Raw genomic sequence first — 13,027 nt, forward strand, 5'->3', positions numbered from 1 at the left:
TCTAAGTGTTTTTTGTTATTGTAATACTGTTCTCAACGTGTCTAAATTTCTTTGCATAAGCGTGAAATAGGTTTCATTATTCGCAAGATCTTCTTTCGATAACACACCTAAATTGTGTAATACTAAGCTTTCTGCACCAACTTCTTGTTGAATAACTTCTGTCAGTTTAGAAGAGACGTTTTGTTCAAATAAAATATATTTGATGTTTTTTTCATTTGCTAAATCGATTAACTTTGTCAATTCTTTTTGCGATGGCTCATCTTGTGAGTTTAACCCAGCTACTGCAATTTGCTCCAAACCATATGTGTTAGCTATATATCCGAATGCAGCATGAGAAACAAAAAATGTTTTGTTCGGTACTTCCTTTGCCATTTCTTCAAAATCCTGATCTAGTTTTTGTAGTTCTTCGATTAATTGTTCGTAATTTTTTTCGAATGTTTCTTTTTCTTTAGGAGCAGCTTCTACAAGTGAGTTCTTAATAGATAGAGCTAGGTTTTGACTAATTTTCGGTGAAATCCAAACATGTGGGTCTGTATCTCCGTGGTCATGACCTTCGTGACCCTCTTCCGCAGCCTCTTCATGCTCATGTTCATGTGCTTCTTCCGTAGCTTCTTCATGCTCATGTTCCTGTGCTTCTTCCGTAGCCTCATCGTGCTCGTGCTCATGAGCTTCTTCCGTAGCTTCCTCATGTTCGTGATCATGATCACTAGCATTTAGTTGATCTTCAGGAACAGCATCAATTGTTGCAATCATTTTCACATGTTCATCCGCTAATGTTTTTTTTGCATTATCGACAAAACCTTCTAAACCTAAACCTATGTAGAAAAATAAATCTGCATCAGCAAGTGCTATCATATCTTTTTGAGTAGGCTCAAATGTATGCTCATTAGCTCCAGCTGGATAAATAGATTGAACATTAACTGCTTCTCCACCAATTCTTTGGGTAAAATATTGAAGCGGATAGACCGTTGTGTACACTTGTAATGTATCGTCTTTTTCTTGCGTTGTTTCTGTTTGACTCGCTTCATTTCCACAAGCTGCCGTGAATAAAACAAGCAGGAATACTAAAAATAATAGAAGACTTTTTTTCATATTTTCACTCCTAAATAGTAATCGTTACGTTTTAAAAAGATTTAACTTTTACATCATACAAGACTAATCAAAAAAAAGCAAGAAAAAATAGCCTATGAATTATTTTTTCTTCAAAGACCATTCGTCTGGAACCGGATCAATGCCACCTTCGTGAAAAGGATGACATTTGGATATTCTTCTAATCGTCAAGTAACCGCCTTTAATCGCCCCATGTTTTTGTACTGCTTCTACACCATAGTGTGAGCAAGTGGGATAGAATCTACAACTTGGTGGTGTTAAAGGAGAGATAAATTTTTGATAAAAGCGGAAAATAGCGATAATAATTTGCTTCATATTATTGAGCATCCTTTGGCTTAGGGTCAACAGTAGAAGATTTATCATTCATCGCCAGTTTATATACAAATGCAAATCCCACTATACTAAGTAAAATTGCTGCACCTAAAATCCAAAATACCATTTTATTCACTCCATATATATTGTATTTAAGTTTATTGTAAGTAATAAAGAGGTATATTAAAAGAGAAAGCAACTATTATTTCAAGGAGAGTGGCAAATTTATGTCAGAAGCATTAAATAAGGAATTAAACAAACAAGTAGCAAATTGGTCGGTATTATATACAAAGTTACATAATTTTCACTGGTATGTGAAGGGACCTTCTTTCTTTACATTACACGCTAAATTTGAAGAACTATATAACGAAGCAACTTTAAATATGGACGAAATTGCTGAGCGTTTACTAACTTTAGGTGAGGCACCTGTTGCAACATTAAAAGAACACTTGGAGCTTTCGGATATTAAAGAAGCAAAGAACAAAGAAAGCGCTGATGAAATGGTACAAGCTGTTGTAAAAGATTTTGATAAGATTATGAAATCGCTCAAAAAAGGAATGGATGAAGCAGCAAAAGAAGAAGATGATATGACAGAGGATATGCTGAACGCTATCTATCAAAAAACAGAAAAACATCAATGGATGCTGAATGCATTTTTAGGTGACAAAAACGAAACTAAGAAATAAAACCTATGTAAAGTAGATATCTGCTTTCCGATAAAAAGGATGTAAAGGAGGGGTTTTTATGGATTTAAACTCCATCATGTCTTCGCAACTCATACAACTACAGCAAACGGTTCAAATGAGCGTTTTACAAAATGCCATGAATATGGATACCGTAGCTGCAGTTCAAATGCTACAAGATATGCCTGAAACTGCTGCTCCTCATCCTTACAAAGGAACAGTACTTGATATTCAAGCGTAAGAAAAGAAAAGCATGTACCAGTTATTTTAGGTGCATGTTTTTTTATTTTGCCCACATACTATTTGAAAAGGATGTGTGTAAATGACTTTAAGCAAGGTATATATATCGGTCAAAAACCAACAATTATATTTGTACCCTGACGAATCCCCATGGGAATTTGAAATTACGGTAAATCGTGAAATTATCCCTGTATTTCGAATGCTTTTCAATCAATTAGATAGTGTAGAAATCAGCAATTTTTGGCGAGCGCATATACCGATAAAGAGTTATCATTTCGATAAAGAAAATGATCAATACGATAGAAGAATGAAAAAGCTATATGCGCTCATTCATGAATTTGGAGATGAAGAATCTAAAAAGTTTGTCGAACAGCTTCCCTATTTTACCCCAAGAAGGAGAGAGACCGTTGAGCAAAAATATTAACCGAAAAGGTAACGAAAATCCTGCCACTTATCGTAATGTAAGTTCTCTGTTAAACCTAAATCCCCAAATTAAAGCAAAACAGAATATCGCTCAAAATCGCGAAGAGGGAAATGAGCATTATAAACGAGATGAACAGAAGGAGTAGTCAATGGAAAGACTTAGCATCGTTGCTAAGTCTTTTTTCATACATATGGTAAAATGAAAAGAAAAATGCAGGCATCCTTATAAGTGGATTCCAGTTAAGTTTCCAGACATGGAAATAAGCTAAAGCTTGTAATTCTGAGGAGGAAGCATGATTAAACAAGGTTTATTACTCATAATGCCAACTGTCTTTATCTATATTGGCCTTTCTGTATTCCAAAATATTCTTATTACTTTTCTTCTATTTTACGGTTGGTTGTTATTTATACCGCTTTTTGTTGCTTCCTGGAAACGAACAAAAAGTTCGTCTTTACTACTTGCTTTCTCGAAAAAAAATATTTTGGTAGGAATTATAAGTGGAATAATTTGTTTAATTTCCATTTATGGCTTCGTTATTGTTTTCCAATCCTCGCTTATAGATATTAAACAACTACAGCAGTTATTAGAAAGATGGGATTTTAGTGGAACGAAGGTAATTATACTCGTCTTAGTATTAGCGTTGATTAACCCTATATTAGAAGAACTTTATTGGAGAGAATTTATGTATGGGAGAATCTCACCAAAATTAGGAAATGTTTTAGCGGTTGTGATTACGGCTATATTTTATAGTATGTATCATCTGATTGTCGTACAGGAAATATTTAGTTTTCCATTTAATGTGTTGGCAGTGATTCCTGTATTTTTAGCAGGGATCATGTGGGGAATATTTCGTATTAAGCTAGGCTCGATTGCAGGGCCTATTATTAGTCACTGTTTAGCGGATATTGGAATTATGCTTGTGTACTGGAATATTATTCTTTAAATTTCTTCTATGATAAACTTTTGAATAGTAAACAAAAAGAGGGATAAAGAATGATTAATTTTCAAGATTTAAATGGTATACAAGTAGAACTTTCCTTTGAAAAAGGTCTACTTCCGATTAAGCCGATGCATGTATTAGTAATAGCAAAATATAAAGGAAAGTGGCTTTTAACGAAACATCCAATTCGAGGTATTGAGTTTCCTGGCGGTAAAGTGGAGGAAAATGAATCTTTAAAGGAAGCAGCGATACGTGAAGTATTAGAGGAAACAAATGTAGAAATAGACAATCTGGAATGGTTTGCCGAATATATGGTGCATGAGAAGAATCCCTTTTGTAAGGCGGTATTTATAGCAAACATAGGGTATATTCATGAAGAGAGAGCTAATTATGAAACAGATGGCGCATTGTGGTTGACGATGGATGAACTTTCCAACTCCGAAAATTTGAGCTTTCATATGCAAGATCAGGGTATGCAAGCAATGTTAGAGAAGGTGAAAAAGAATGAAGGAAAATGGAACGATTGAAAAGATGAGAAAATATCCTTCCCCGAATCCACATATTGATTTAACTGAAATTACATACTGGTCTTGTGGGTTGCGAGTGAAAGGAATGCTTGCGTCCCCGAAAAGAGAAGGAACGTATGATGGGATATTGTATTTGCGGGGAGGTATGCAAAGTATTGGTATGGTAAGACCTGCTCGGATCGCCCAGATCGCTTCAGAAGGTTTTACTGTTTTTGCGCCTTACTATCGCGGAAATCGTGGCGGCGAGGGAAGGGACGAGTTTGCAGGTGAAGATCGATTGGATGCTGTTTATGCAGTAGATGTATTAAAGCAATTTTGCATTTCGTCTAGAATTCATATCTTCGCTTTCTCTCGTGGCGGTATTATGGCGCTATGGACTGCCATTTTACGAAATGATATAACTTCGATTGTCACATGGGCAGGAGTATCCGATATTTATCTAACTTACGAGGAACGCTTGGATATGCGAAGAATGATGAAAAGGGTGATAGGTGGTACTCCAACAAATAAAACAGAAGCTTATGAGGAGCGTGATGCCTTGCTTAAAATAGCTGAAATACAAGCTTCTACACTGATCATTCATGGGAAAATGGATATTAATGTTTCCCCACAGCATGCAGAAATGTTAGAAAAAGAACTTATAGGGAATAACAAAATAGTAGAAACATGGTACTATCCTGAATTCACCCACTATTTTCCGAGCAAAGTAAATCGTCAAGTGGTGAAGGATGCATGCGCATGGATGAAAAAACAGAGAGGAGTTAGAAATTGGGAAATGTCATTGTAAACACCGAATCAATGAGTATTGAAGGTAAGTCATCATTTGCAATGGATACGAGTTTTTGGGAGGATCTTTGGGATAACTATACGAATACTTTTCAGGATGTAGTGATTCACTGCTGGAAAGAAGAAGAGGAAATAATTGAAGAATTGAGACCGAAAGCGATTTCTATTTTAAATGAAGGGCTCATCAAAATCATCACAGTTAATTTAAATGATGAAAATCATACCTATTTTAGAAATAACTCCATCGATCCAAAAGGCGGGTTAAAATGGTTCATGATGTTCTTCAATAAAGACGGTGACGAAAGATTAGAAATAGGTCATTACGGATCAGAAGTTATTTTATATAAAGTAGATGAGGAAAATGCGGAGAAGTTCATTTCCTTATTCAATTCATCGGCTACAACCCATTTTTATGATGAAAATGCAGATTAATAAAAGAGGATGTCACCATATAAATGGGACATCCTCTTTTTGATTATTATGCTAAAGGTCCGCCTTTAAGGGCAATATCTTCTGATACTGTACCGAATTTTTGGAAGTTTTTGCGGAAAGCTTGTGCTAGTTCTGCTGCTTTCACGTCATATGCTTCTTTGTCTTCCCATGCATTACGTGGAATTAACACTTCTGCTGGTACTCCTTCGATTTCAGTAGGAATTTCTAGACCAAACACTTCATCTGTCGTAGTTTCTACATTTCGTAACTTGCCGTTGATTGCTGCACGTACCATTGTACGTGTATAAGCTAGTTTCATACGGCTACCAACACCATATTCTCCACCAGTCCATCCTGTATTCACAAGGAACACTTGTGCACCATGCTCATCAATTTTCTTTCCAAGCATTTCTGCATATACAGTAGCGTGTAATGGCAAGAAAGGAGAACCAAAGCAAGTAGAGAATGCTGGTTGTGGAGATGTAATTCCACGTTCAGTTCCTGCTAATTTAGAAGTAAAACCACTTAAAAAGTGATACATTGCTTGTTCTTTAGTTAACTTACTGATTGGAGGTAGTACGCCAAATGCATCAGCAGTTAAGAAAACGATTGTATTTGGATGACCAGCTACAGATGGGTCTACAATGTTATCGATATTTTGAATTTGATATGCTGCGCGCGTATTTTCTGTTAATGAATCATCTGCATAGTTCGCCACGCGAGTTTCTGGATCTACTACTACGTTCTCTAAAACTGTTCCGAATGTAATAGCGTCAAAGATTTGCGGTTCGTTTTCACGAGTAAGGTCGATACATTTTGCATAGCAGCCACCTTCGATATTAAACACGCCATTATCTGACCAACCGTGCTCATCATCACCGATTAATTTACGCCCTGCATCTGCAGAAAGTGTTGTTTTCCCTGTTCCAGATAAACCGAAGAATAATGCAACATCCCCAGCTTCTCCAACATTTGCTGAACAATGCATAGGAAAAATGTTTTGTTCTGGCAACAAATAGTTCATAATAGAGAAGATAGATTTTTTCATTTCACCTGCATATTCAGTTCCACCGATTAATACAATACGTTTTTCCATAGAAACGATGATGAATGTTTCTGATTTTGTTCCATCAATCGCTGGATCTGCTTTGAAGTTAGGTGCGCTTACAATTGTGAAATCTGCTTGATGATTTACAAGCTCTTCTTCGGTAGGACGGATAAATAATTGGTGGGCAAATAAATTATGCCATGCAAATTCATTGATCACTTGGATGCCAAGACGAGATTCTTTATCTGCTCCTGCAAATCCTTTAAATACGAATAATTCTTCTTGTTCTTTTAAGTAGTTCGTTACTTTTTTATATAGTGCTTCAAAAATTTCTGGAGAGATAGGTTGGTTTACGGAACCCCAATCGATTTTGTCTTTAGAGATAGGCTCTTCTACGATATACTTATCTTCTGGGGAACGGCCTGTGTATTTACCTGTTTCTGCTTTTACAGCACCTGTTGAGGTTAAAACAGCTTCTCCTCTACAAGTTGCTTTTTCCACAAGTTGCGGCACTGATAATTGTACGCTAATATTATTTCCAGCTAGCAATTCGTTCAGTTCACTCACCGTATCGATTGAATTCATATTGTATTTACCATCCTTTTTTCGTTTTTCCTCCTTGTTTGGAGGAGTATTTACTTGATATGTGAATTAGTATAACACATTTAACTTAATAGTCTACACTAATTGGATGTTTATTTTCATTTTAAATAATTACGGTATTTTTTGTTGACTTTTGTCTGGTGTTTCCGTATGATGATAAATTGAACGGATACTCTTATCCCGAGCTGGTGGAGGGGTCAGGCCCTATGAAACCCGGCAACCTGTAATTTTTTCTAGTATTACAAAGGTGCCCAACCTGAGACAAGGTGTGATTCCTTGATTGATAAGAGTGAAAGGTGCTTATGAAATGAATGCCTTTCCTCATGTAAATTACGTGAGTGAAAGGCTTTTTTATATTACATCGCCCTTTATCCTTGTGTGCCAAGTCCGAAACGGCTTCAAGTTTAATCCATTTGAAATGGCTTGACATGGGAATGAGTACCGTATCAATTCTTGAGAGAAATCTCGCAGGATATAGGAGGAATATTCTATGACACAACGCCGATTATTTACATCGGAATCAGTTACAGAAGGGCATCCAGATAAAATTTGTGACCAAATTTCGGATGCTATTTTAGATGCAATTTTAACAGAAGATCCAAATGCACGTGTTGCTTGTGAAACAAGTGTAACAACTGGACTTGTTTTAGTTGCAGGAGAAATTACAACGTCTACTTATGTAGATATCCCAAAAGTAGTACGTTCTACTATTAAAGAAATAGGTTATACTCGTGCAAAATACGGATTTGACTCAGAAACTTCTGCAGTGTTGACTGCAATTGACGAGCAGTCAGTTGATATTGCAATGGGTGTTGACCAAGCGTTAGAAGCTCGTGAAGGATCAATGACTGATTCAGATATCGAAGCAATTGGAGCAGGGGACCAAGGTCTTATGTTTGGTTATGCATGTAACGAAACACCGGAACTTATGCCACTTCCAATCAGTTTAGCGCACAAGTTGTCACGTCGTTTAGCAGAAGTGCGTAAAGATGACACATTAGACTATTTACGCCCAGATGGTAAAACGCAAGTGACAGTGGAATATGATGAAAATAATAATCCAGTTCGTATCGACACGATTGTTATTTCTACTCAACATCATCCAGAAGTAACGTTAGAACAAATTCAAAAAGATTTAAAAGAAGTAGTGATCAATCCAATTGTTCCTGCTCATTTAATCGATGAAAATACAAAATACTTTATCAACCCAACTGGTCGTTTTGTAATCGGTGGTCCTCAAGGGGATGCTGGTTTAACAGGTCGTAAAATTATTGTTGATACGTACGGTGGATATGCTCGTCACGGCGGTGGTGCTTTCTCTGGTAAAGATCCGACGAAAGTAGACCGTTCTGCTGCATATGCTGCTCGCTATGTTGCAAAAAATGTTGTCGCTGCAGGACTTGCAGATCGTTGTGAAGTTCAATTAGCTTATGCGATTGGTGTAGCACAGCCTGTATCTATTGCTGTCGATACATTTGGAACAGGAAAAGTAGAAGAGGCACAATTAGTAGCATATATTCGTGAATTATTCGACCTTCGTCCTGCAGGAATTATTAAAATGCTAGACCTTCGTCGTCCAATCTACAAACAAACTGCTGCTTATGGTCACTTCGGTCGTACAGACATCGATGCACCATGGGAAAAAACAGATAAAGCAGATGCTTTAAAAGAAAAAGCTGGTCTATAATTGATAAAAGCGATACTTTCCTTGTTATTTAGGGAAGTATCGCTTTTTTATTGGTTAGGAAACCATAAAGGATTTAGATATGTGGATAATTTGAATCAAGTCGCATAAGGATTGGCATGTTTTAAATCGATCGTGGTATAGGGAAACTTCGCGGTAGTGAGTTGATTCAACACGGAAAGTTAGAAGATATTTGCAACTGATAAATTCCAGTAAATGGCGTGACGCGACATAATAAGCTATGAACGCGACAAAGCCAAGCAAGTGGAAGATTTATGGAAAATAATCCCAGTTAGTGCTCTATTATTATTGCCTTCTCAATCCAAGTTAACTTGTTTTAGGGAAATTGGTCGCTTTCAGGGGTCATTTGGCTGTTGTAAGACTGCAACTAGTTGCCCTTAACATTCGTTTGGTTGCTTTCGACCGTTTTTGATCGCCCTTAGCCATTTTTTGGAGATACTTATTCTGCCACTACATAATTGGAGGGAATTAGTGCGGGCGCGAGACTCCTGCGGGGAAGCGAGGTAGACGGACCCTGCAGTCGCTCGCGACGAAGCGAAGCGTAGCCGTGCTAAATCCAGGCGGTCACATTCTTCCACTCACTACCGTACAGTTTCCCTATTATGTGGTTCCTTACTTATAACATACAAATGACAAAGATCCGTAGAAAAGATATTAGCAAGGGGAAGTAAAGCGATTCTGCTTACGGACTTTAAACAAAGTTGTCGGATGTGTATCTTCTTTTAAAAAGTGGGCTCTGAAGAAACCAGATGAGTAAGATTAATAAAATTAATGAGATAGCTCCATAGAAGGTAAGCTGAAAACGTATAAATATTATGTTAATAATGAGTGGATAAGTAAGACATACGATGATTAGTAAGGATATATATGTTAAAACTTTAGATTTCCATTTAGACATATTATATTTTCCGAGGAAATGAAAGCTAATAAGAAGAGCGATCAGATAAACGATCCCAAACGTAATAGATATCGTAAGCAATGCGTCTTCATGGTAAGGATTGAGTGCTGTACCGCTTACGTAAAATAAAGGTTCCGGAGAGAGGAAGGAACTGATAAAAAATAAGCATACGCTATTGTGCTATATATAAAAATACTAGCTATTATATATATTTTACTAAAAAGTATTTGAATGACACGAATTATTTTTGGGTTTCCAAATAAAAAAGCAAGTAAACCAACAATTATTATTACAACCAAGAAATTAATTATGTATTGTACTACAACTTCCATTAGATCACTCCCAAAAGCAGTTATCCCAATCAGCCAAAGATCAAACCAAATATACGTTCATATGCGTCATAAATTTTATCTGCTTCTTCCTGTAGATGGAACTCATCCTGGTATAGATGGACAAACAAATCTAACTCACATAGATCTATTAAAATATTTACAAATGATTTTGGGAATGACTCCCACGTATGAATCTCATCAGAAATATCGTTTAATTCATCATAGATTTTTTCAAATTGTTGTTCATCGATGCCTTTGCCGTTTTGGAGTTTTGTAAAAAAGTTACCATCTTCTTTGATGTACTCGGACAATTTGGCAATTACTTTTACTTTCTCAGATTCCGTATTATCCTCTTCACTTGTACATCTATGTATCAATTTCTTTAGATTCTCTGCTGCATTCTTGATACGTACTCCTCTTTCCCCAGTATATATAAACGAAAAGTTGACCAATTCATCATAAAGTTCAATTAAAGGGTAGACAGCTTTTTTTGGTATGCTATTACGACATTCCCATTCATTTGCACAAGCGGTGAGTGCTTCAACTAATTTTTCGTATTCTTTTTCATCAAAACCATTTCCGGTACGCAGCTCTACAAGTAAATTTATTTCTGAACGCTCAAAAGCCTCTGCTAACTCTTGATCTCTCACAATACAACACTCCTCGAAAAAAAGTTAAGCGTAACTGCTTTCAATGTTAAGCAAATAATCTTTCTTAAAAAAGAGAGGCTGATAGCGGCTATACATAGCCCCTCCTAATCGACGAACAGTTCCATTGGGCATTCTTATTTTTGCAATGATTTATAATACTGTCCTTTTTCGACATACTCATGAATAATTCGCTGTACATCTGCTTTATCAGCATCGTTTAGCTCTCGTACTACTTTTGCTGGATTTCCAAATGCCAATGAGTTAGGTGGGATTTTCTTTCCTGGAGGTACAAGACTTCCTGCTCCTATAAATGCACCTTCTCCGATTTCTGCGCCGTCTAAAATAATAGACCCCATTCCAACTAATGCGCCTTTACGAATGATACAGCTATGTAATGTTGCTTGGTGGCCTATCGTTACCTCATCCTCAATAATAAGTGGCTTATTTGGGCTTTGATGAAGGCAACTTAAATCTTGAATACTTACTTTACGTCCAATAATCGTAGGAGCAACGTCCCCTCGAATTACCGTATTGAACCAAATTGTAGACTCCGGACCGATTGTCACATCGCCTGTTATTGTGACATAATCAGCTATAAAAGCAGTTTCATCTATCGATGGAATTTTGTCTTTATATGGATAAATCAATAAATACACACCCTTTATAAAAATAGAATATAATTAATCGTATCAAACAAATGCAAAAAATGAAACAAAACAGAAAGGTGTGCTGTTCATGTGGAAATGGGAAGCAGAAGAAAAACCAAAGGCAGTAATCGTCCTCGTGCATAGTGCATATGAACACCATCGAAGATATGCTTGGCTAATTGAAAAACTAAGAAGCTCCAATTGTCATATCGTTATGGGAGATTTACCTGGTCATGGGGAACTAAAAAAAGCAAAAGGGCTACATGATGAGCCTTTTGAATTGTATAAAGACTATATAAAACAGGCACTTCAAGTTGCAGTAACATATGATCTGCCAATCTTTTTAATGGGGCATGGACTAGGTGCAACATTATTAGTGAAAGTGATGCGCAAACTAGAAATAGAATATGCTGGGGTAATTTTAACATCTCCCTGGCTCCAATTAAAAAAAATGCCCTCTAAATGGACAAATGCGCTAGCTAAATTATCCGTTCCGCAAAAGATTAACCATGATCTTCAGTTAAATGAATTAACAAGAAATTACGATGTATATCGTCAATTTGTGGAAGACCAATCATATCGTACGCTTGTTTCAAATGACTGGTATAAGGAACTGCAAACAATGATGAAAAGCGTTGTTCAAACAGAAGAATCTATCCCAAATGTTCCGGTGTTATTGATGACAGGGGAACGGGATAAAATTACAGATACTCAAACAACGATTAGCTGGTTAAAAAAGCAAACTCTTTCCGAATATCAGTTCAAAGAATGGAAAAATTGTTTTCATGATTTGCATCAGGAACCGGAACGAGAAGAAATTTTTGCCTATTCCGATTCTTTTATAAATAATGTGCTAAGATCCATTGGTTATATTGTTTGACGGTATCATTTAGGTGTAAAATAAGTCGTAGTTATAAAAAGGAGGAAGTTCCAATTGAATCTTACATACCAAGGAAAAACAAAAGATGTTTATAAGCTGGACAACGGAGATGTTTTGTTAAAGTTTAAAGATGATGTAACTGGAGAAAATGGCGTATTTGATCCGGGTGCAAATACAGTAGGACTAACAATAGAAGGCGCTGGTAAAGCTGGACTTCGTATGACTACATACTTCTTTCAAAAGTTAATGGAAAAAGAAATACCTACTCATTTTATTGATTCGAATATCGAGGAATCTACCATGACTGTAAAAGAAGCAAAAGTGTTTGGAAAAGGACTTGAGGTTATTTGTCGCTTTAAAGCTGTAGGCAGCTTTCTACGCAGATACGGGGCATATTGTGAAGAAGGACAACCTCTCGATGCATTTGTCGAAGTAACGATTAAAGACGACGATCGTCAGGATCCTCCCATTTCTAAACAAGCACTTTCGATGCTTTCCATCTTGTCAGAGGAAGAGTATGAAACGTTACAAACTTTAACGCAACAAATTTCTCAACTTGTGAAAGAAGATTTAGCGACAAAAGGGCTAGAATTATATGATATTAAACTCGAATTTGGTAGAGATGCTAAAACAAATGAAATAATTTTAATTGATGAGATTTCTGGCGGCAATATGCGTGTTTATAAAGACGGCCAATATATTGAACCGTTAGCTTTAGAAGCATTGTTGTTCTCTTAAATAAGAAAGAATCCTTTATTCCTTAAGAATAAGGGATTTTTTGTGTTATAATCAAACCGTAGATATAGAGAT

Annotated in this window: 17 protein-coding genes and 1 riboswitch; of the genes, 11 read left to right on the forward strand and 6 right to left on the reverse strand. The window is 36.4% G+C overall.

Annotated elements, in window-relative coordinates:
* Positions 1 to 15 precede the first annotated feature (15 nt).
* From ACIP9W_RS00170 to ACIP9W_RS00180, 3 genes are all read right to left on the reverse strand, one after another.
* Complete coding sequence (locus tag ACIP9W_RS00170; RefSeq protein ID WP_400784958.1) at positions 16 to 1,092, reverse strand: metal ABC transporter solute-binding protein, Zn/Mn family; 1,077 nt, start codon at positions 1,090 to 1,092, stop codon at positions 16 to 18.
* Positions 1,093 to 1,191: 99 nt separating this feature from the next.
* Positions 1,192 to 1,425 carry a membrane protein insertion efficiency factor YidD gene (gene yidD / locus ACIP9W_RS00175; protein ID WP_400784960.1) on the reverse strand — a complete coding sequence of 78 codons (234 nt, stop codon included), beginning with the start codon at positions 1,423 to 1,425 and terminating at the stop codon, positions 1,192 to 1,194.
* Between the two features lies 1 nt (position 1,426).
* Entirely contained in the window at positions 1,427 to 1,549 is a 123-nt protein-coding gene (locus tag ACIP9W_RS00180) for a hypothetical protein (RefSeq protein ID WP_282241312.1), read from the reverse strand.
* A gap of 100 nt (positions 1,550 to 1,649) precedes the next feature.
* On the opposite strand from ACIP9W_RS00180, the gene ACIP9W_RS00185 reads away from it, so the two are divergent.
* From ACIP9W_RS00185 to ACIP9W_RS00220, 8 genes are all read left to right on the forward strand, one after another.
* Positions 1,650 to 2,108 carry a Dps family protein gene (locus ACIP9W_RS00185; RefSeq protein WP_282241313.1) on the forward strand — a complete coding sequence of 153 codons (459 nt, stop codon included), beginning with the start codon at positions 1,650 to 1,652 and terminating at the stop codon, positions 2,106 to 2,108.
* A gap of 58 nt (positions 2,109 to 2,166) precedes the next feature.
* Complete coding sequence (locus tag ACIP9W_RS00190; RefSeq protein WP_282241314.1) at positions 2,167 to 2,346, forward strand: putative motility protein; 180 nt, start codon at positions 2,167 to 2,169, stop codon at positions 2,344 to 2,346.
* Between the two features lie 81 nt (positions 2,347 to 2,427).
* A complete protein-coding gene (locus ACIP9W_RS00195) occupies positions 2,428 to 2,769 on the forward strand; it encodes a transposase (RefSeq protein WP_282241315.1) in 342 nt (113 codons plus the stop codon).
* Positions 2,753 to 2,914, forward strand: coding sequence for a hypothetical protein (locus tag ACIP9W_RS00200; protein ID WP_400784963.1), 162 nt, complete (start codon positions 2,753 to 2,755; stop codon positions 2,912 to 2,914). The genes ACIP9W_RS00195 and ACIP9W_RS00200 overlap by 17 nt, the downstream gene beginning before the upstream one ends.
* Before the next feature lie 147 nt (positions 2,915 to 3,061).
* On the forward strand, positions 3,062 to 3,712 hold the full coding sequence (locus tag ACIP9W_RS00205; protein ID WP_400784965.1) for a CPBP family intramembrane glutamic endopeptidase: 651 nt from the start codon (positions 3,062 to 3,064) through the stop codon (positions 3,710 to 3,712).
* A gap of 50 nt (positions 3,713 to 3,762) precedes the next feature.
* Positions 3,763 to 4,236 (forward strand): NUDIX domain-containing protein, encoded by a 474-nt coding sequence (locus ACIP9W_RS00210; RefSeq protein ID WP_400784967.1) that lies wholly within the window; start codon positions 3,763 to 3,765, stop codon positions 4,234 to 4,236.
* Positions 4,214 to 5,023, forward strand: a complete 810-nt coding sequence (locus tag ACIP9W_RS00215; protein ID WP_400784969.1) for an alpha/beta hydrolase family protein — start codon at positions 4,214 to 4,216, stop codon at positions 5,021 to 5,023. The genes ACIP9W_RS00210 and ACIP9W_RS00215 overlap by 23 nt, the downstream gene beginning before the upstream one ends.
* The gene (locus ACIP9W_RS00220; RefSeq protein ID WP_282241320.1) at positions 5,005 to 5,454 is read left to right on the forward strand and encodes a hypothetical protein; all 450 of its coding nucleotides are present in this window, start codon (positions 5,005 to 5,007) and stop codon (positions 5,452 to 5,454) included. Before ACIP9W_RS00215 ends, ACIP9W_RS00220 begins: the two co-directional genes overlap by 19 nt.
* A 46-nt stretch (positions 5,455 to 5,500) precedes the next feature.
* On the opposite strand, the gene pckA is transcribed toward ACIP9W_RS00220, so the two are convergent.
* Complete coding sequence (gene pckA / locus ACIP9W_RS00225; RefSeq protein WP_400784971.1) at positions 5,501 to 7,087, reverse strand: phosphoenolpyruvate carboxykinase (ATP); 1,587 nt, start codon at positions 7,085 to 7,087, stop codon at positions 5,501 to 5,503.
* A 190-nt stretch (positions 7,088 to 7,277) separates the two neighbouring features.
* A riboswitch (SAM riboswitch) is annotated at positions 7,278 to 7,395 on the forward strand.
* Positions 7,396 to 7,595: 200 nt separating this feature from the next.
* On the opposite strand from pckA, the gene metK reads away from it, so the two are divergent.
* On the forward strand, positions 7,596 to 8,792 hold the full coding sequence (metK, locus tag ACIP9W_RS00230) for a methionine adenosyltransferase (RefSeq protein WP_282241322.1): 1,197 nt from the start codon (positions 7,596 to 7,598) through the stop codon (positions 8,790 to 8,792).
* 1,277 nt (positions 8,793 to 10,069) lie between these two features.
* On the opposite strand, the gene ACIP9W_RS00235 is transcribed toward metK, so the two are convergent.
* Together ACIP9W_RS00235 and ACIP9W_RS00240 are read right to left on the reverse strand one after the other, a co-directional pair.
* Positions 10,070 to 10,690: a hypothetical protein gene (locus tag ACIP9W_RS00235; protein ID WP_400784973.1), complete on the reverse strand. Its 621-nt coding sequence runs from the start codon at positions 10,688 to 10,690 to the stop codon at positions 10,070 to 10,072.
* Positions 10,691 to 10,824: 134 nt separating this feature from the next.
* A complete protein-coding gene (locus ACIP9W_RS00240; RefSeq protein ID WP_400784975.1) occupies positions 10,825 to 11,337 on the reverse strand; it encodes a gamma carbonic anhydrase in 513 nt (170 codons plus the stop codon).
* Between the two features lie 88 nt (positions 11,338 to 11,425).
* Here ACIP9W_RS00240 and ACIP9W_RS00245 point away from each other — a divergent pair, with 88 nt between their 5' ends.
* Positions 11,426 to 12,217, forward strand: coding sequence for an alpha/beta hydrolase (locus tag ACIP9W_RS00245; protein WP_400784977.1), 792 nt, complete (start codon positions 11,426 to 11,428; stop codon positions 12,215 to 12,217).
* 54 nt (positions 12,218 to 12,271) lie between these two features.
* Positions 12,272 to 12,955 carry a phosphoribosylaminoimidazolesuccinocarboxamide synthase gene (locus tag ACIP9W_RS00250; RefSeq protein WP_400784979.1) on the forward strand — a complete coding sequence of 228 codons (684 nt, stop codon included), beginning with the start codon at positions 12,272 to 12,274 and terminating at the stop codon, positions 12,953 to 12,955.
* Positions 12,956 to 13,027 lie beyond the last annotated feature (72 nt).

The organism is Psychrobacillus sp. NPDC093180 (genome assembly GCF_044754065.1).
Classification (GTDB): domain Bacteria; phylum Bacillota; class Bacilli; order Bacillales_A; family Planococcaceae; genus Psychrobacillus.